The organism is Streptococcus sp. FSL W8-0197 (genome assembly GCF_037963785.1).
Lineage (GTDB): Bacteria > Bacillota > Bacilli > Lactobacillales > Streptococcaceae > Streptococcus > Streptococcus oralis_CQ.
Genome location: NZ_CP150168.1, coordinates 870,084 through 889,663 on the forward strand (window position 1 = coordinate 870,084; position 19,580 = coordinate 889,663).

Annotated in this window: 19 protein-coding genes; 17 read left to right on the forward strand and 2 right to left on the reverse strand. The window is 41.4% G+C overall.

Annotated elements, in window-relative coordinates; all coding sequences use genetic code 11:
• Positions 1-6: 6 nt before the first annotated feature.
• From sufB to NYE79_RS04405, 3 genes are all read left to right on the forward strand, one after another.
• Positions 7-1,419: a Fe-S cluster assembly protein SufB gene (gene sufB / locus NYE79_RS04395; RefSeq protein ID WP_000797056.1), complete on the forward strand. Its 1,413-nt coding sequence runs from the start codon at positions 7-9 to the stop codon at positions 1,417-1,419.
• 18 nt (positions 1,420-1,437) lie between these two features.
• Positions 1,438-2,007 (forward strand): hypothetical protein, encoded by a 570-nt coding sequence (locus NYE79_RS04400; protein ID WP_049518814.1) that lies wholly within the window; start codon positions 1,438-1,440, stop codon positions 2,005-2,007.
• 212 nt (positions 2,008-2,219) lie between these two features.
• Complete coding sequence (locus tag NYE79_RS04405; RefSeq protein ID WP_216728319.1) at positions 2,220-3,617, forward strand: amino acid permease; 1,398 nt, start codon at positions 2,220-2,222, stop codon at positions 3,615-3,617.
• Between the two features lie 22 nt (positions 3,618-3,639).
• On the opposite strand, the gene NYE79_RS04410 is transcribed toward NYE79_RS04405, so the two are convergent.
• A complete protein-coding gene (locus NYE79_RS04410) occupies positions 3,640-4,488 on the reverse strand; it encodes a YitT family protein (protein WP_000619787.1) in 849 nt (282 codons plus the stop codon).
• A 141-nt stretch (positions 4,489-4,629) separates the two neighbouring features.
• Here NYE79_RS04410 and NYE79_RS04415 point away from each other — a divergent pair, with 141 nt between their 5' ends.
• Positions 4,630-5,466 (forward strand): DegV family protein, encoded by an 837-nt coding sequence (locus NYE79_RS04415; protein WP_000195457.1) that lies wholly within the window; start codon positions 4,630-4,632, stop codon positions 5,464-5,466.
• Positions 5,467-5,573: 107 nt separating this feature from the next.
• The gene (locus tag NYE79_RS04420) at positions 5,574-5,849 is read left to right on the forward strand and encodes an HU family DNA-binding protein (protein ID WP_001284636.1); all 276 of its coding nucleotides are present in this window, start codon (positions 5,574-5,576) and stop codon (positions 5,847-5,849) included.
• 131 nt (positions 5,850-5,980) lie between these two features.
• Here the strand turns inward: NYE79_RS04420 and NYE79_RS04425 are convergent, their stop codons facing one another.
• Positions 5,981-6,967 (reverse strand): L-lactate dehydrogenase, encoded by a 987-nt coding sequence (locus tag NYE79_RS04425; RefSeq protein WP_000204722.1) that lies wholly within the window; start codon positions 6,965-6,967, stop codon positions 5,981-5,983.
• 194 nt (positions 6,968-7,161) lie between these two features.
• On the opposite strand from NYE79_RS04425, the gene gyrA reads away from it, so the two are divergent.
• The 12 genes from gyrA to NYE79_RS04485 all read left to right on the forward strand — a co-directional run bounded on the left by gyrA (position 7,162) and on the right by NYE79_RS04485 (position 19,577).
• Positions 7,162-9,630, forward strand: coding sequence for a DNA gyrase subunit A (gyrA, locus tag NYE79_RS04430; RefSeq protein WP_216728320.1), 2,469 nt, complete (start codon positions 7,162-7,164; stop codon positions 9,628-9,630).
• A complete protein-coding gene (locus tag NYE79_RS04435) occupies positions 9,630-10,376 on the forward strand; it encodes a class A sortase (RefSeq protein ID WP_000018506.1) in 747 nt (248 codons plus the stop codon). Before gyrA ends, NYE79_RS04435 begins: the two co-directional genes overlap by 1 nt.
• A 198-nt stretch (positions 10,377-10,574) precedes the next feature.
• Positions 10,575-11,372, forward strand: a complete 798-nt coding sequence (locus tag NYE79_RS04440; protein WP_000254787.1) for a formate/nitrite transporter family protein — start codon at positions 10,575-10,577, stop codon at positions 11,370-11,372.
• A 150-nt stretch (positions 11,373-11,522) separates the two neighbouring features.
• Positions 11,523-12,803 carry an O-acetylhomoserine aminocarboxypropyltransferase/cysteine synthase family protein gene (locus NYE79_RS04445; protein ID WP_049518809.1) on the forward strand — a complete coding sequence of 427 codons (1,281 nt, stop codon included), beginning with the start codon at positions 11,523-11,525 and terminating at the stop codon, positions 12,801-12,803.
• Positions 12,804-12,897: 94 nt separating this feature from the next.
• A complete protein-coding gene (locus NYE79_RS04450; protein WP_049518808.1) occupies positions 12,898-14,172 on the forward strand; it encodes a DUF2130 domain-containing protein in 1,275 nt (424 codons plus the stop codon).
• Positions 14,173-14,183: 11 nt separating this feature from the next.
• Positions 14,184-15,062: a tRNA pseudouridine(55) synthase TruB gene (truB, locus tag NYE79_RS04455; RefSeq protein WP_025168842.1), complete on the forward strand. Its 879-nt coding sequence runs from the start codon at positions 14,184-14,186 to the stop codon at positions 15,060-15,062.
• 113 nt (positions 15,063-15,175) lie between these two features.
• Positions 15,176-15,814 (forward strand): uridine kinase, encoded by a 639-nt coding sequence (gene udk / locus NYE79_RS04460; protein ID WP_009730252.1) that lies wholly within the window; start codon positions 15,176-15,178, stop codon positions 15,812-15,814.
• Positions 15,815-15,942: 128 nt separating this feature from the next.
• Positions 15,943-17,283 (forward strand): exodeoxyribonuclease VII large subunit, encoded by a 1,341-nt coding sequence (xseA, locus tag NYE79_RS04465; RefSeq protein ID WP_339293821.1) that lies wholly within the window; start codon positions 15,943-15,945, stop codon positions 17,281-17,283.
• Complete coding sequence (locus tag NYE79_RS04470) at positions 17,261-17,473, forward strand: exodeoxyribonuclease VII small subunit (RefSeq protein ID WP_084944567.1); 213 nt, start codon at positions 17,261-17,263, stop codon at positions 17,471-17,473. Before xseA ends, NYE79_RS04470 begins: the two co-directional genes overlap by 23 nt.
• Positions 17,470-18,345, forward strand: coding sequence for a farnesyl diphosphate synthase (locus tag NYE79_RS04475; protein WP_216728323.1), 876 nt, complete (start codon positions 17,470-17,472; stop codon positions 18,343-18,345). Before NYE79_RS04470 ends, NYE79_RS04475 begins: the two co-directional genes overlap by 4 nt.
• Positions 18,338-19,153: a TlyA family RNA methyltransferase gene (locus NYE79_RS04480; protein WP_070683983.1), complete on the forward strand. Its 816-nt coding sequence runs from the start codon at positions 18,338-18,340 to the stop codon at positions 19,151-19,153. The genes NYE79_RS04475 and NYE79_RS04480 overlap by 8 nt, the downstream gene beginning before the upstream one ends.
• A complete protein-coding gene (locus NYE79_RS04485) occupies positions 19,146-19,577 on the forward strand; it encodes an arginine repressor (RefSeq protein ID WP_216728325.1) in 432 nt (143 codons plus the stop codon). The genes NYE79_RS04480 and NYE79_RS04485 overlap by 8 nt, the downstream gene beginning before the upstream one ends.
• The last annotated feature ends 3 nt before the right edge of the window (positions 19,578-19,580 follow it).

Consider the following 19,580-nt stretch of genomic DNA (forward strand, 5'->3'; position numbering starts at 1 on the left):
GATATTATGGCTGAAGAAAGAGTAGAACCAAAACCAATTGACCTTGGTGAATATAAATTTGGTTTCCATGACGATGTAGAGCCTGTCCTATCGACAGGAAAAGGATTGAACGAAGAAGTCATTCGCGAATTATCAGCTGCTAAGGGTGAACCTGAGTGGATGTTAGAATTCCGTTTGAAGTCTTATGAAACCTTCAAAAAAATGCCTATGCAAACCTGGGGAGCAGACTTGTCAGAGATTGACTTTGATGACTTGATCTACTACCAAAAACCATCTGACAAACCAGCCCGTTCTTGGGATGATGTACCTGAAAAGATTAAAGAAACCTTTGAACGTATCGGTATTCCAGAAGCTGAACGTGCTTATCTAGCAGGAGCTTCTGCCCAGTATGAGTCAGAAGTGGTTTACCACAATATGAAGGAAGAGTTCCAGAAATTGGGGATTATCTTTACAGATACGGATTCTGCCCTCAAGGAATACCCAGACTTGTTTAAACAATACTTTGCGAAGTTGGTACCACCGACAGATAACAAGTTGGCTGCCCTCAACTCAGCAGTATGGTCAGGTGGAACATTTATCTACGTACCAAAAGGTGTTAAGGTAGATATCCCACTTCAAACTTACTTCCGTATCAACAACGAAAATACAGGTCAGTTCGAACGTACCTTGATTATCGTTGATGAAGGAGCAAGCGTCCACTACGTAGAAGGATGTACAGCACCGACATATTCTAGCAACAGCTTGCACGCTGCCATTGTAGAAATTTTCGCTTTGGACGGAGCTTATATGCGTTATACAACCATCCAAAACTGGTCTGATAATGTCTATAACTTGGTAACAAAACGTGCCAAAGCTTTGAAAGATGCGACTGTTGAGTGGATCGATGGAAACTTGGGTGCTAAAACAACCATGAAATACCCATCTGTTTACCTAGATGGAGAAGGGGCCCGTGGTACCATGCTTTCTATCGCCTTTGCCAATGCTGGGCAACACCAAGACACGGGGGCTAAGATGATCCACAACGCTCCACATACAAGCTCGTCTATCGTTTCTAAATCCATTGCGAAAGGCGGAGGAAAGGTGGACTACCGTGGACAAGTAACCTTTAACAAGAACTCTAAGAAATCTGTTTCTCACATCGAGTGTGATACTATTATCATGGATGACTTGTCAGCATCAGATACCATTCCGTTTAATGAAATTCACAACTCTCAAGTTGCTTTGGAGCACGAAGCCAAGGTATCTAAGATTTCAGAAGAACAACTATACTACCTCATGAGTCGTGGTTTGTCAGAATCTGAAGCTACTGAGATGATCGTTATGGGATTTGTAGAACCCTTCACTAAAGAACTTCCAATGGAATACGCAGTTGAGCTGAACCGCTTGATTAGCTATGAAATGGAAGGTTCAGTCGGATAAATCCAAAAGGAGAAGCAAATGGGATTCTTAAAAAAATTATTTGGCAATGTCGAAAAAGCAAATAAAGGTGAAATTCCTGCCGAGGAAATTATTCCACCTTTTACAGTTGATTTAGTAGAAGAAGCAGATGATTATTGGCGACAAATGGAACAAAACTTCTTGATAAACGCTGTAAAAGCTGCTGGTGGTCCTGAGGCGGTAGAACGTGCTTTTGTTCTTACTAATTTCAAAGAAAATCAAGAAACCTTTGAGCTCTTTTATCAGGTAAATGGTCAACTTCTTTCATGGAGAGAGATGGATGAGACTGTTATTGATAAAATCAGCAATCAACTCCTTCCACAAGCACCAGGTGTGGCACGTGCAGTAAATGAGAATTATGAAGAGGCAAATGTACCAGTAATCCAGTACGCTATGCTTCAGTTTGAAACTGCAACCATGGCTTGGTTTGGTCGGAAGCTGACAACAGCTTCTCCAGAAGCACAACTGACTTTTGAAGAATTGGTATCTGGTTGGCGCGCTATTTTGGAACAAGAAGTTCCAAATCGTCCTTTAGACAGTGACCGTCCCTTCCCTTACTTTGAAGTTTAAAAAATCCCAAATCCCCAAAAACTTTCAATGGAGTATACTGTTGAGCTTAATCGCTTGATGAGTAACTAATTGAAAGAATTACTGGGTAAAAATGCAAATTCTGAACAGGAATCCTTTCTGTTCAGAATTTTTTTAAAAAAGAACCTAATAAATATTCACAAAACTGCTTTTATATGGTAAAATAAAACAATTACATTTAGTGGAGATGAAGAATGAATATTTTTAGAACCAAGGATATTAGTCTGAGACAGACAGAGATGCATCGCCATTTGAAATTGTGGGATTTGATTCTTTTAGGAATTGGTGCTATGGTGGGGACGGGGATTTTCACTATTACAGGAACAGCAGCGGCTACCTTAGCTGGTCCATCACTAGTGATTTCCATTGTGATTTCTGCCCTGTGTGTTTCTCTTTCAGCTCTCTTTTTCGCAGAATTTGCCTCTCGTGTGCCTGCTACTGGTGGTGCTTATAGTTACCTCTATGCAATTCTAGGAGAATTGCCAGCCTGGATTGCTGGCTGGTTGACCATCATGGAATTCATGACAGCTGTTTCAGGTGTAGCGTCTGGCTGGGCTGCTTACTTTAAGGGATTGCTCAGTAATTATGGTATCTCCATGCCGCAAGCCTTGAATGGCACCTTTAACCCTAAACAGGGAACCTATATCGATTTTCTGCCTATTTTAGTACTGACCTTGGTAACGGGATTGGTTTTATTAAATTCTAAGGCAGCTTTGAGATTTAATTCGCTTTTAGTGGTCTTGAAATTCTCAGCTCTCGCCTTATTTATCCTAGTTGGTATTTGGTACATCAAGCCAGAAAATTGGACGAATTTTGCTCCATTTGGTTTTGGTCAACTATATGGTGGAAGTACTGGGATTATGGCGGGTGCATCTTTGATGTTCTTTGGTTTTCTAGGATTTGAGTCTATTTCCATGGCAGTTGATGAAATTCAAAGCCCGCAAAAAAATATTCCTCGCGGAATTGTGCTTTCTCTGACAATCGTCACCATTCTCTATGCTTTGGTTACCTTAGTATTGACAGGGATTGTTCACTACAGTAAGCTCAATGTGGACGATGCAGTAGCATTTTCATTACGGAGTATTGGTATCGGCTGGGCAGCAAATTATGTTTCGCTTGTAGCCATTCTAACCCTGATAACCGTATGTATCTCCATGACTTACGCTTTGTCTCGGATGATTTATAGCTTAGCACGTGATGGACTTTTACCTCAAAGTTTCAAACAATTAAGCAAGACTAGTCGCGTTCCTAAAAATGCAACCCTCTTAACAGGAGTTGCTTCAGCCATTGCTGCAGGAGTATTTCCTCTAGCCAGTATTGCAGCCTTCTTAAATATCTGTACGCTAGCTTATCTGATTTTGCTAGCCTACGGAATAATAAAACTCAGAAAGGATAAGGGTATGCCAAAAGAGGGAGAGTTTAAAACACCCTTGGTGCCACTTTTGCCAATTCTTTCCATTCTTATCTGTGTTTCCTTTATGCTTCAATATAGTCTAGATACCTGGATTGCCTTTGGCATCGCTCTTCTAGTTGGTCTAGTTATTTACTTTACTTACGGGTTCCGCCATTCAACCCTCGCAGAAGAAGAATAAAAGCTGGGAATTCCCAGCTTTTTTAATCTTTCACATAAGTAAATCCTTCACCCAGAATTTCATGAGCCTCAGTGATGGTGATAAAGGCTTGAGGATCAATTTTGTGAATCATATCTTTCATTTTAACGATTTCGTTTCGACCGACGATACAGTAGATAATTTTTAAATCCTTTTTGCTGTAGTAGCCTTGACCAGATATAAAGGTAACTCCACGTCCGAGTTCATCGTTAATCTCTTTGGCCAATTGATCAGGATATTGGGTAATAATCATAAATCCTTTACCAGCATAACCTCCTTCGCCTATCAAGTCGATAACACGAGCGATGATAAAGTCAAACAAGAGGGTATAGGTAACTAGACGAAGATCTTGGAAGATAATCAAAATCAACATTAGGATAAAAAAGTCAATCCCAAAAAGCAATTTCCCAATCGAAATATTGGTGTATTTGTTGAGGATACGGGCAACGATATCAGAGCCACCAGTGGTTCCACCAGCATTAAAGATAATTCCTAAACCAACCCCTAGTAAGACTCCTGAGACTAAAGCGACAATGATGAGATCCCCTTGCAAGTCGATGTGCAAAGGAATGCGCTCAAAGATTGCTAGCCAAACGGAAAGTGAAATAGATCCTAAAAGACTGGAGTAGAGGGTCTTAGGTCCAAATATCTTCCAAGCCAGGATAAATAAAGGGATATTGATTAAGAGGTTCATCAATGAGACAGGAATCTTAAAAAGATAGTAGGTAATCAAGGTAATACCTGTCGCCCCTCCCTCAAATAAATGATAAGGAACAACAAAGTAGGTAAGACCGAAGGCATAGATAGCAGCTCCCAAAATAATGGTAATAATCGGTTGAAGTTTTCGAATCATAGCTGTTCCTCACTTTTCTATAGATAGATTATACCAAAAATTCAGTTCTTTTCATCGGATCACTTATGATTTTTTATCATTTTTTTGATATAATAAAGGAGAAAATCCCAATCCTATCGAGAAGAATAGAAAGATTGAATTATGACACAAGTAAAAATTGTAACGGACTCTTCTGTTACTATCGAACCAGAAGTAGTTAAAGAATTAAATATCACCGTTGTTCCTCTATCAGTTATGATTGATAGTGTGCTTTATTCGGATGCAGATTTGAAAGAGGGAGAATTCCTTCATCTTATGCAACAAAGTAAGAATCTGCCTAAAACAAGCCAGCCCCCTGTAGGAGTGTTTGCTGAGGTCTTTGAAGAACTAGGTAAAGATGGCAGTCAAATTATCGCCATTCACATGTCCCATGCCTTGTCTGGAACTGTGGAAGCTGCTCGCCAAGGGGCAAGTCTCTCAACTGCTGATGTAACAGTTATTGATAGTTCCTTTACAGATCAAGCGATGAAGTTCCAAGTTGTTGAAGCCGCAAAACTTGCTAAAGAAGGTAAAGATTTAGAAACGATCTTAGCTCATGTAGAGGACGTCAAAAATCATACAGAACTCTATATCGGTGTTTCGACGCTAGAAAACTTAGTTAAGGGTGGTCGTATTGGACGTGTGACAGGATTACTAAGCTCACTCTTGAATATTCGTGTAGTAATGCAGATGAAAAACCACGAACTCCAACCAATCGCCAAAGGACGTGGAGCGAAAACGTTCAAAAAGTGGCTTGAGGAATTAACCAATACTCTTTCCCAAAAATCAGTTGCAGAAATTGGAATTTCCTATGCTGGAACGAACGAATGGGCGAATGAGATGAGGGCATTATTGCAACCTTATGTTGAGAAGCCAATCTCTGTATTGGAAACTGGCTCTATTATTCAAACTCATACTGGAGAGAATGCTTGGGCGATTCTAATTCGCTACAATTCCTAAAAAAATAGAGAAAAAATGGTCAAAATAGTGTTTTTGACTTGACCTATACCCGATTTTAGGATATGATTATATTTGTTAATTAGAAATTATTTGGAGGATTTGTTAACATGGCAAACAAACAAGATTTGATCGCTAAAGTAGCAGAAGCTACAGAATTGACTAAGAAAGATTCAGCAGCAGCAGTTGACGCTGTATTTGCAGCAGTAACTGAATACCTTGCAGCTGGTGAAAAAGTTCAATTGATCGGTTTCGGTAACTTTGAAGTTCGTGAGCGTGCTGCACGTAAAGGTCGCAACCCACAAACTGGTAAAGAAATCAAAATCGCAGCTTCTAAAGTACCAGCATTCAAAGCTGGTAAAGCTCTTAAAGACGCTGTTAAATAATGAATTTTCAAAAAGCCTATTGTATCAAGCTTCATTGCTTGGTCGATAGGCTTTTTTTGTTTATTTGAAAAGTTGAGTTATGATTCTGTGCAAAAAGAAAAAGGTTCCCATGTTTGAGAACCTTCTTTTCATTAGTTTTTAGAAGCTGCTTGGAATTCAGGGTTTTTCCATGCTTCATCAATGATAGCTTGCAATTCTTTAGCAGATGCTTGCATTTTTTGAGTTTCAGCGTCGTTCAATGGAATGTTTACTGGACGAACAATACCGTGTGCACCAACAACAGCTGGTTGACCGATAAAGACGTTTTTAACACCGTATTGACCTTCTTGGAAGACTGAAAGTGGAAGTACTGCATTTTCGTCATCAAGGATTGCTTTTGTGATACGAGCAAGTGCTACTGCGATACCGTAGTATGTAGCTCCTTTTTTGTTAATGATTGTGTAAGCAGCGTCACGAACACCTTCGAACAATTCAATCAATTCAGCTTCTTGAACGTTTTGAGTGTCTTTAAGGAATTCCTCAAGGTTTACACCAGCGATGTTAGCATGTGACCAAACCGCAAATTCAGAATCTCCGTGTTCACCCATGATGTAGGCGTGAACGGAACGAGCATCAACATCCAATTTTTCAGCAAGTGCTTGACGGAAACGTGCTGAGTCAAGTGAAGTACCTGAACCGATAACACGTTCTTTAGGGAATCCAGAGAATTTCCAAGTTGAGTAAGTCAAAACGTCAACTGGGTTAGCTGCAACAAGGAAGATACCATCGAAACCTGATTCAACAACTTGTGTTACGATTGATTTGTTGATAGCCAAGTTTTTACCTACAAGGTCAAGGCGAGTTTCACCTGGTTTTTGAGGAGCACCTGCAGTAATAACAACAAGGTCAGCGTCTGCACAGTCAGAGTATTGAGCAGCGTAGATTTTTTTAGGTGAAGTGAAGGCAAGGGCGTGGCTAAGGTCAAGCGCATCACCAACAGCTTTTTCGTGTAATTGTGGAATTTCGATAATTCCAAGCTCTTGTGCAATTCCTTGGTTAACAAGTGCGAAAGCGTAAGATGAACCTACGGCACCGTCACCAACAAGGATCACTTTTTTGTGTTGTTTAGTTGAAGTCATTATCTAAACATCTCCTTCATTTTTTTTTAGGGGAATCCCCAGACAATTTCATTCTATCACTTTTGAAAAGCTTTGTCACGAATATTCTATTCGGTCATCGATGTAAACGTTTTAGTGGTTTTCAAAGACTGAAATGAAGGACAAATTATGGTATAATATATCTAATTACTAATAGTGAAATGAGGCATTTATGAATGCAGGATAGAAATTTAGTGAATGTCAATCTGACAAAGGAGATGAAGACCAGCTTTATCGACTACGCCATGAGCGTTATCGTTGCGCGGGCCCTTCCTGATGTTCGAGATGGCTTAAAACCTGTTCACCGTCGTATTCTATACGGAATGAATGAACTAGGTGTTACACCAGACAAACCTCATAAAAAGTCAGCCCGTATTACAGGGGATGTTATGGGTAAATACCACCCACACGGAGATTCCTCTATCTATGAAGCTATGGTTCGTATGGCCCAGTGGTGGAGCTACCGTTACATGCTTGTTGATGGGCATGGAAACTTTGGTTCTATGGACGGGGACGGTGCTGCCGCGCAGCGGTACACTGAGGCACGTATGAGCAAGATTGCTCTGGAAATGCTTCGTGACATCAATAAAAACACAGTTGATTTCGTAGATAACTACGATGCTAACGAACGTGAACCCTTGGTTTTGCCTGCTCGTTTTCCAAACCTTTTGGTCAATGGAGCAACGGGTATCGCTGTTGGGATGGCAACCAATATTCCACCTCACAACTTGGGTGAAACCATTGATGCAGTGAAGTTGGTTATGGATAATCCTGAAGTGACGACTAAGGACTTGATGGAAGTCTTGCCTGGTCCAGATTTTCCGACTGGTGCTCTTGTTATGGGGAAATCAGGTATTCATAAGGCTTATGAGACTGGTAAAGGTTCCATTGTCCTTCGTTCTCGTACAGAGATTGAAACCACTAAGACGAGTCGTGAGCGTATCGTTGTAACGGAATTCCCTTATATGGTTAATAAAACCAAGGTGCATGAGCATATTGTTCGCTTGGTTCAGGAAAAACGAATTGAGGGCATTACAGCCGTACGTGATGAGTCCAACCGTGAAGGCGTCCGCTTTGTAATCGAGGTTAAACGCGACGCGTCTGCCAACGTTATCCTTAACAACCTCTTCAAGATGACCCAGATGCAAACCAATTTTGGTTTCAACATGTTGGCGATTCAAAATGGTGTGCCAAAAATCTTGTCCCTTCGTCAAATTTTGGATGCTTATATCGAACACCAAAAAGAAGTGGTTGTTCGCCGTACTCGTTTTGACAAGGAAAAAGCCGAAGCGCGTGCGCACATCTTAGAAGGTCTTTTAATTGCACTTGACCATATCGATGAAGTGATTCGTATCATTCGTGCCAGTGAAACAGATGCGGAAGCGCAAGCTGAGTTGATGAGCAAGTTCAAGCTTTCTGAACGTCAAAGTCAAGCCATCCTTGATATGCGTCTTCGTCGTTTGACAGGATTGGAACGTGATAAGATTCAGTCTGAATATGATGAGTTGATTGCCTTGATTGCAGATTTGGCTGATATTCTTGCCAAACCTGAACGCGTGGCGCAAATTATCAAAGAGGAATTGGACGAAGTCAAACGCAAGTTTGGTGACAAGCGTCGTACGGAGTTGATGGTCGGAGAAGTCTTAACTCTTGAAGATGAAGATTTGATTGAAGAAACGGATGTCTTGATTACCCTTTCTAATAAGGGCTATATCAAACGTTTGGACCAAGGTGAATTCACTGCTCAAAAACGTGGTGGCCGTGGAGTTCAAGGTACGGGAGTTAAGGATGATGACTTTGTGCGTGAGTTGGTTTCAACCAGCACCCATGATCATCTGCTCTTCTTTACCAATAAAGGACGCGTATACCGACTAAAAGGTTATGAAATCCCTGAATACGGTCGTACTGCTAAGGGCTTGCCAGTTGTCAATCTATTGAAGTTGGACGAAGGTGAGAGTATTCAGACCATCATCAACGTTGAGTCTGAACGTAGTGATGACGCTTATCTCTTCTTTACAACTCGTCATGGTGTCGTGAAGAGAACCAGTGTCAAAGAGTTCGCTAATATTCGTCAAAATGGACTTAAAGCTTTGAATCTTAAGGATGAAGACGAATTGATTAATGTCTTGCTGACAGAAGAAGATATGGATATTATCATAGGTACCAAGTTTGGTTATGCCGTTCGCTTTAATCAATCAGCTGTTCGTGGCATGAGCCGTATCGCGACAGGTGTCCGAGGAGTCAATCTTCGTGAGGGTGACACAGTAGTTGGTGCTAGCGTGATTACAAACCAAGACGAAGTTCTTATCATCACTGAAAAAGGATATGGTAAACGTACACTAGCTACTGAATATCCTACTAAAGGCCGTGGTGGTAAAGGGATGAAAACTGCCAATGTTGCTGAGAAGAATGGTCCTCTGGCAGGTCTCCTCACTGTTAAGGGAGATGAAGACCTGATGATTATCACAGATACAGGTATCATGATCCGTACTAACGTTGCCAATATTTCACAAACTGGACGCTCAACTATGGGAGTTAAGGTGATGCGTCTAGATCAGGATGCTAAGATTGTGACCTTTACAACGGTTGCTGCGGCAGAAAAAGAAGAAGTTGGGACTGAAATTGAAACAGAAGGTGAAGTATAATGTCTCATAAAAAAACGAAAAATAAGAAGAATAAGCGCAGAAATCTATTTATTAATATTTTAGCAGGTTTCTTAATTCTTTTATCGCTAGCTTTAATTTTTAATTCAAAGATTCGCGATATCTTTTTGGTCTGGAATACCAATAAATACCAAGTCAATCAAGTCACTAAGGAAAATATAGATGAAAATCTAAAAACCGAAGGGAATTTTGATTTTGACTCTGTTAAGTCTATTTCATCCGAAGCTGTATTGGCTTCACAATGGGATGCTCAGAAACTTCCCGTTATTGGAGGTATTGCTATTCCCGAAGTGGAGATAAACTTACCGATTTTTAAAGGTTTGGATAATGTAAACTTGTTCTACGGAGCAGGGACCATGAAACCAGATCAAAAAATGGGAGAAGGGAACTATTCTCTAGCAAGTCACCATATCTTTACTGCTGAAAATGCCAGTCAAATGCTCTTCTCACCTTTGGTCAATGCCAAAGCGGGTATGAAAATTTATCTGACGGATAAGGATAAAGTTTATACTTATGAGATTACAGAAGTAAAACGTGTTACACCAGACCGTGTAGACGAAATCGATGATCGTATTGGTGTGCAGGAGATTACTTTGGTTACTTGTGTTGATTATAATGAGACCGAGCGTATAATCGTCAAAGGAATCTTCAAAGACTCAAAGGCTTATTCTGAGACTTCTGAGGATATTTTGAAGGCCTTTAATCAACCGTATAGACAACGATATTAATTATGAATGAACCAGTGAAGTGCTATTTCACTGGTTTTTTATATGAACAAATAGAATCAAAATAGTTCATATGAAAAAGGTTTGTAAGCCTTACGATATAGATTTTTAAGATAAATATTTTAGAAATTTACGGAAAACGCTTTCTAGAAAACAAGAATTATGTTATAATTATCACAAATAAAAGTTTAGGAGTTTTTTATGGTCTCTTCAGAATTTATTTCAAAGATTGAATTTGCTTGTAAGAAGAAAGAGAGTCTTTATAGCCAAAGTAAGTTTAAGTATGCGATTCGTTCCATGTTTGCAGGTGCCTTTTTAACATTTAGTACGGCTGCGGGTGCGGTTGGGGCTGACTTGATAAATAAAATTGCTCCAGGTAGTGGACGTTTCCTCTTCCCATTTGTTTTTGCTTGGGGATTGGCCTACATTGTTTTCTTGAATGCTGAGCTGGTAACTTCGAATATGATGTTTTTGACAGCTGGTAGTTTCTTGAAAAAAATCTCTTGGAGAAAAACAGCTGAGATTTTACTTTACTGTACCTTGTTCAACCTTATCGGAGCTTTGATAGCAGGTTGGGGCTTTGCCCACTCAGCAGCCTATGCAAATCTAACACATGATAGCTTCATTTCAGGGGTTGTAGAGATGAAGTTAGGTCGTTCCAATGAGTTAGTCTTACTTGAAGGTATTTTAGCCAATATCTTTGTAAACATTGCCATTCTTTCATTTGTTTTGGTGAAAGACGGTGGCGCCAAACTTTGGCTTGTTTTGTCAGCAATTTACATGTTTGTATTCTTAACAAACGAACACATTGCTGCGAACTTTGCTTCTTTTGCGATTGTTAAGTTTAGTGTTGCTGCAGATTCAATTGCTAATTTTGACATACCTAATATTCTTCGTCACTGGGGTGTAACCTTTGTCGGAAACTTTATCGGAGGAGGTCTCTTGATGGGCTTGCCTTACGCCTTCCTTAATAAAAATGAAGATACTTATGTCGATTAAAGAAATGCGCACGAGTGAATCGTGCTTTTTTGTTTGATGTGTAAGACTAGTCATAGTTGTTCCTTATATCAAAATATAAGAAAACGGTATTGGAAAAGACTAGCCCAAGATGATACAATATCCCTAATGAAGCTATTTGGAGGTCGTCTTATGACTCGTGATTTTAAATTTGAAACTCTACAATTACATGCTGGACAAGTAGTTGATCCAGCGACTAAATCTCGTGCAGTACCGATTTATCAAACAACATCCTTTGTTTTTGATGACACGCAAGAAGGTGCCGATTTGTTTGCTTTGAGAAAACCTGGCAATATCTATACTCGTATTACCAACCCTACAACAGCGGCATTTGAAGAAAGAATCGCAGCTCTTGAAGGTGGTGTTGGAGCACTAGCGACAGCATCAGGGATGGCTGCTGTAACCTACACTATTTTGGCGCTTGCTCACGCCGGTGACCATGTGGTGGCTGCGTCAACTATTTACGGTGGGACCTTCAACCTCTTGAAAGAAACCCTTCCTCGTTATGGGATCACAACAACCTTTGTGGATGTGGATAATTTGGAAGAAGTGGAAGCAGCTATCGGTGACAATACCAAGCTTGTCTTGATTGAAACCTTGGGGAATCCCTTGATTAACATTCCTGACTTAGAAAAATTGGCTGAGATTGCGCATAAACACAAGATTCCTCTCGTTTCGGACAACACTTTTGCCACACCATATTTGATTAACGTCTTCTCTCACGGTGTTGATATTTCCATTCACTCAGCAACTAAGTTTATCGGTGGGCATGGTACGACTATTGGTGGAGTGATTGTCGATAGTGGTCGTTTTGACTGGGAGGCTTCAGGGAAGTTCCCTCAATTTGTTGAGGAAGACCCAAGTTACCATAACTTGAGCTATACTCGTGATGTGGGTGCAGCAGCCTTTATTATCGCTGTTCGTGTTCAATTGCTCCGTGATACAGGTGCTGCCTTGTCACCATTTAATGCCTTTCTCTTGCTCCAAGGGCTTGAAACTCTCTCTCTTCGTGTTGAACGTCACGTGCAAAATGCAGAGAAAATTGTTGATTTCCTTGTCAATCATCCTAAGGTAGAGAAGGTAAATTATCCAAAACTTGCTGACAGTCCTTACCGTGCCTTGGCTGAGAAATATTTGCCAAAAGGTGTGGGTTCAATCTTTACCTTCCATGTTAAAGGCGGAGAGGCAGAAGCTCGCAAGGTAATTGATAATTTGGAAATCTTCTCTGACCTTGCAAACGTGGCAGATGCCAAATCTCTTGTTGTCCATCCTGCGACAACCACTCACGGTCAGTTGTCAGAAAAAGATCTAGAAGCAGCAGGTGTAACACCAAACCAAATCCGCTTGTCGATCGGTCTTGAAAATGTAGAGGATTTGATTGAAGATTTGCGCTTGGCCTTGGAAAAAATTTAAAGTAAAAGATATAAACAGTGGGTTTCGACTCACTGTTTTTGATTTTCCCTCAGGCATGATATAATGGTTACAGAAGTTTAGAAAGAGGAAAGTTATGAACGAAATCAAATGTCCCAACTGTGGGGAAGTCTTTACAGTAAATGAGAGTCAGTATGCCGAACTCTTATCCCAAGTGAGAACGGCTGAGTTTGATAAGGAACTGCACGATCGAATGAAGCAGGAGCTGGCCTTAGCTGAGCAAAAGGCCATGAATGAGCAACAGACTAAACTGGCTCAGAAGGATCAAGAAATTGCGCAATTACAGAGTCAAATCCAAAACTTTGATACAGAGAAAGAGTTAGCTAAGAAAGAAGTTGAGCAGACAAGTCATCAGGCTTTATTGGCAAAGGACAAGGAAGTACAGGCCTTGGAAAACCAATTGGCTACCTTGCGTTTAGAGCATGAAAATCAACTGCAAAAGACCCTTTCTGACTTAGAAAAAGAACGCGATCAGGTCAAAAATCAGCTCCTCTTGCAGGAAAAGGAAAATGAGTTATCTTTGGCTTCTGTTAAGAAAAATTACGAAGCTCAGCTCAAGGCAGCTAGTGAACAGGTCGAGTTCTATAAGAATTTCAAAGCCCAACAATCCACAAAAGCTATCGGGGAAAGTTTGGAACAGTATGCAGAGAGTGAGTTTAACAAGGTTCGTAGTTTTGCCTTTCCAAATGCCTACTTTGAGAAGGATAACAAGGTCTCTGCGCGTGGGTCTAAGGGGGACTTTATCTTCCGTGATTTTGATGAAAATGGTCTAGAATTCATTTCCATTATGTTTGAGATGAAAAATGAAGCGGATGGGACTGAGAAGAAGCACAAGAATGTAGATTTTTACAAAGAATTGGACAAGGATCGTCGGGAGAAGAACTGTGAATATGCCGTTTTGGTGACTATGTTAGAAGCAGATAATGACTACTTTAACACAGGGATTGTTGACGTCAGTCACGAGTATGAAAAGATGTATGTGGTTCGTCCTCAGTTCTTTATTCAGTTGATTGGTCTCTTACGTAATGCTGCGCTTAATTCTTTGAAATATAAGCAAGAGTTGGCCTTAGTTCGGGAGCAAAATATCGATATTACCCATTTTGAAGAAGACTTGGATGCCTTCAAAGTAGCTTTTGCCAAAAACTACAACTCTGCTTCGACCAACTTTGGAAAAGCAATCGATGAAATCGACAAGGCCATCAAACGGATGGAGGAAGTCAAAAAGTTCCTAACCACATCTGAAAACCAACTCCGCCTCGCTAATAACAAACTGGAAGATGTTTCAGTTAAAAAATTGACCCGAAAAAATCCAACCATGAAAGCGAAGTTCGAAGCGCTGAAGGGAGAGTGAGGAAAAAACACATGAACGGTATTATCAACTTAAAAAAAGAAGCGGGGATGACTTCGCATGATGCGGTTTTTAAGCTGCGTAAGATTTTGGGGACAAAGAAAATCGGTCATGGTGGGACCTTGGATCCGGATGTGGTGGGTGTTTTGCCCATTGCGGTTGGTAAGGCGACACGCATGGTCGAGTTTATGCAGGACGAGGGCAAGGTCTATGAGGGGGAAATCACTCTAGGTTATTCAACAACGACCGAGGATGCTAGTGGAGAAGTGGTCGCAGAGACTCCTGTTTTGTCGCTCTTGGATGAAACCATTGTCGATGAAGCGATTGCTAGTCTGACTGGGCCTATCACTCAGATTCCACCGATGTACTCGGCTGTCAAGGTCAATGGTCGCAAGCTCTATGAGTATGCGCGTGCTGGTCAGGAAGTGGAGCGTCCAGAACGTCAGGTGGCTATTTATCAATTTGAGCGGACTAGTCCGATTTCTTATGAGGATCACCTCGCACGTTTTACATTTCGTGTGAAATGTAGTAAGGGGACTTATATCCGTACCTTGTCAGTTGATTTGGGAGAGAAGCTGGGTTATGCGGCCCATATGTCCCATTTGACTCGGACGAGTGCAGCAGGTTTACAGTTAGAAGATGCCTTGACTTTGAATGAAATTGCTGCAAAAGTGGAGGCTGGTCAACTGGACTTTCTCCATCCTCTAGAGATTGGTACGGGGGATCTTGTTAAAGTTTTCCTAAGTCCAGAAGAGGCTACAGAAGTGCGATTTGGTCGTTTTATTGAGTTAGACCAAACAGACCAAGAATTGGCTGCCTTTGAGGGGGATAAATTGCTAGCCATTTTAGAAAAAAGAGGCAATCTCTACAAACCAAGGAAGGTTTTCGGCTAGTCTAACTGGAGTGAAAGTATTAGAATTGTTATCCATAATCTATCCAAAATCAGACTATAAATTTTGTAAAAAATGTGATAAAATAGACGTCGGATAAAAAAACGGAGGATAGCATGCAAAATAGACCAATCATTATCGGAGTGACAGGTGGTTCTGGTGGTGGTAAGACCAGTGTTTCAAGAGCCATTTTATCGCACTTTCCTGATGAAAAGATTTCCATGATTGAGCACGATTCATACTACAAGGATCAGTCTCACTTGACCTTTGAAGAGCGTGTCAAAACCAACTACGACCATCCATTTGCCTTTGATACAGACTTGATGATCGAGCAGATTAAGGAATTGTTGGCAGGACGTCCGGTGGACATTCCAACTTATGACTATACAGAGCATACGCGGAGTAGCAAGACCTATCGTCAGGAGCCTCAGGATGTCTTTATCGTTGAGGGGATTCTGGTCTTGGAGGACAAGCGTCTGCGCGATTTGATGGATATCAAGATTTTTGTGGATACAGATGATGATGTGCGTATTATTCGTCGTATCAAGCGTGATATGGAGGAGCGTGGCCGTAGTCTAGACAGCGTTATTGAGCAGTATTTGGGCGTGGTCAAACCCATGTACCACCAGTTTATCGAGCCGACCAAGCGTTATGCCGATATCGTCATTCCTGAGGGAGTCAGCAATACCGTTGCTATAGACCTTTTGACGACAAAAATTGCAAAGATTTTGGAAGAAGCACGAAACAGTAAATAATTAGATGAGGAGGCCTTGCCTCCTTTTTCTATTTTTCCTTTAGTTTCAGTAGGAAAAAGGTGATTTTTAAGCATGTTTTTGGTATAATAATACCCATGGAAAAGCAAGAAAATGAATAGTAGGTGGAGATGGAAAAGTATTTATCGGTAACAACTTTGACCAAGTATCTGAAAATGAAATTCGATAAAGACCCTTACTTGGAACGGGTCTATTTAACTGGTCAAGTTTCCAACTTTCGTAAACGACCTACTCACCAATATTTCTCCTTGAAAGATGACCATGCAGTTATTCAAGCAACCATCTGGTCAGGGATTTATCAAAAATTAGGTTTCGACCTGGAAGAAGGAATGAAGATCAATGTAATTGGGCGTGTGCAGGTCTATGAACCAAGCGGTAGCTACTCTATCATCATTGAAAAAGTTGAACCTGATGGGGTTGGGGCGCTAGCGATTCAGTTTGAACAACTTAAGAAAAAATTGACGGAAGAAGGTCTATTTCAAGAGAGATTCAAGCAACCTCTTCCCCAGTTTGCTAAGCGAATCGGTGTGGTAACCAGTCGCAGTGGAGCTGTTATTCGAGATATTATCACAACCGTCAGTAGACGTTTTCCTGGTGTCGATATCCTTCTCTATCCAACCAAGGTGCAAGGAGATGGAGCTGCTGAGGAAATAGCTCGGAATATTGCGCGTGCCAATCAACGTGAGGACCTAGATGTCCTCATCATTGGTCGTGGTGGGGGTTCCATCGAGGATCTCTGGGCTTTTAACGAAGAGATCGTGGTACGGGCTATTTTTGAATCTCGTTTGCCAGTTATTTCTAGTGTTGGGCATGAGACGGATGTGACCTTGGCAGACTTTGTGGCCGATCGTCGTGCTGCGACGCCAACAGCTGCGGCTGAATTGGCAACGCCTGTGACCAAGTTGGATCTTTTGACCCATTTGCAAAATCAGGAAAAACGGATGGCAACAGCAGTCCGAAATGTCCTATCTAAGAAACAAGAAGCTTTGAAAAAATGCAGTCAGTCAGTCATCTTTAGACAGCCAGAGCGCTTGTACGATGGATATTTGCAACGGTTGGATCAACTGCAACTGCGATTAAAACAAAGTTTGCGAACACGGATTTCTGATAGCAAACATTTAGTCCAAGCAAGGACACACCAATTGGTGCAATTATCACCTGTTCCCAAAATCCAACGCTATCAGGATCGGCTTGCTCAGTTGGACAAGCTCCTCCGTAGCCAAATAGCTCTGGTTTATGATGCCAAGGTTGCTGAGGTCAAGCGACTCTCGGAAGCTCTTCTGATGCTGGATACGAGCCGAATTGTGGCGCGTGGCTATGCTATTGTCAAAAAAGAAGAGTCCGTTGTGGATTCGGTTGAGAGTTTGAAGAAAAATGACCAAGTGACGCTTTTAATGCGAGATGGTCAAGTAGAATTAGAGGTTAAAGATGTCAAAACAAAAGAAATTTGAGGATAATCTAGCAGAACTTGAGTCCATTGTCCAAAGTTTAGAAAATGGCGAAATCGCTCTAGAAGATGCGATTGCGGCCTTTCAAAAGGGCATGGTTTTGTCAAAAGAGCTCCAAGCGACGCTGGACAAGGCTGAAAAGACCTTGGTCAAGGTCATGCAAGAAGACGGAACAGAAAGTGATTTTGAATGAAGAAGCAAGAAAAATTAGCTCTTGTTGAGTCGGCTTTGGAAAATTTTTATGGAGACCAGCAGTTTGCCTCTAGTTTGCGAGAGTCCGTTCTTTATTCCATTCATGCTGGTGGCAAGAGAATTCGGCCTTTTCTCTTGTTAGAAGTTCTGGAAGCCTTGCAAGTCGCTATTAGACCAGCGCATGCACAGGTAGCTGCGGCCTTGGAAATGATTCATACAGGGAGCTTGATTCACGATGATCTTCCTGCCATGGATGATGATGATTACCGTCGGGGACGCTTGACCAATCACAAGAAATTTGGCGAAGCAATGGCAATATTGGCAGGAGATGCCTTGTTCCTAGATCCCTATGCCTTGATCGCGCAGGCAGATTTGCCAAGTCGGATTAAGGTGAATTTGATTGCCAACTTATCCCTTGCTTCAGGTAGTCTAGGCATGGTGGCAGGTCAGGTTTTAGATATGGAAGGCGAACACCAGCATTTGTCTTTGGAAGAACTCCAGACCATTCATGCCAATAAAACTGGAAAATTACTAGCCTATCCTTTCCAAGCCGCCGCTATCATAGCTGAATTAGAACCAGAAATCCAAGTAAAACTGAAAACAGTTGGTGAATTGATCGGGCTGGCCTTTCAAGTTCGAGATGATGTGCTGGATGTGACCGCTAGTTTTGAGGAAATCGGGAAGACTCCACAAAAGGATTTGCAGGCAGAAAAGTCAACCTATCCAGCCTTGTTGGGTTTGGAGGAGGCCATTGCCTTTTGTAACCAAACTCTGGATCAAGCTAATGTAAAATTGGAAGAAATTGTCCAGGAAGTCAGCTTTGAAACGGAGCCGATTGTGAAAGTAGTAGAAAGTTTAAGAATCAATGGCTAAGGAAAGAGTAGATGTACTAGCTTATAAACAGGGCTTGTTTGAAACCCGAGAACAGGCCAAGCGCGGTGTCATGGCAGGTCTAGTCGTAGCTGTCCTCAATGGGGAGCGATTTGACAAACCAGGAGAGAAAATCCCAGATGACACTGAGCTAAAACTCAAAGGTGAAAAACTCAAGTATGTTAGCCGAGGTGGTCTAAAACTGGAGAAGGCCTTGCAAGTCTTTGATTTGTCAGTGGATGGGGCGACCACGATTGATATTGGGGCTTCTACTGGTGGCTTTACCGATGTCATGTTGCAGAATGGTGCTGAGCTTGTCTACGCGGTGGATGTTGGCACCAATCAGTTGGCTTGGAAATTGCGCCAAGATCCTCGGGTTGTCAGCATGGAGCAGTTTAATTTCCGCTATGCAGAAAAGACTGACTTTGAGCAGGAACCAAGTTTTGCCAGTATTGATGTAAGTTTCATTTCCCTTAGTCTGATCCTGCCTGCCTTGCACCGTGTCTTGGCTGATCAAGGTCAGGTGGTAGCACTTGTCAAACCTCAGTTTGAAGCAGGTCGTGAGCAAATCGGGAAAAATGGGATCATTCGCGATGCCAAGGTTCATCAAACTGTCCTTGAATCTGTCACTGCTATGGCGGTTGAACAAGGCTTTTCTGTGCTTGGATTAGACTATTCACCAATCCAAGGAGGACATGGAAACATCGAATTTCTGGCATATTTGAAAAAGGAAGAGGGAGCAAGCAATCAAGTTGTTCCCGAAATAGAAAAAGTTGTAGAGAGAGCACATAGAGAATTTAAAGATGAATAAAAAAGAGAGACTTGAAAAAATTAGAAGATTTGTTACGGATTATCAGATCGGGACTCAGGAAGAAATTGTTGAGTACTTGAGGGAAGCAGGTATTTCTGCTACTCAAGCTACTGTCTCAAGGGACATCAAAGAACTTGGAATTGTTAAAATTCCTTTGAAGAACAACACCTATATCTATGAGTTGCCAAAATCAATCGTCAAAAGTTTGCAGTTGGCTGAGAACAATATTGTGAGTTCTGAGTTAATGGGAAATATGATCAACCTTTCTGTCATTCCTGGAAATACTATTTTTGTGAAGAGTCAGTTGGTCGAAGCATTTCCTGAACAGATTTTTAGCTGTCTAGCTGATGATGATTCTATCTTAATTGTAGCTAGAACAGCAGAGGCAGCTGAAGAAATTGTTGAACAAGTCAAAAAATGGTAGGTC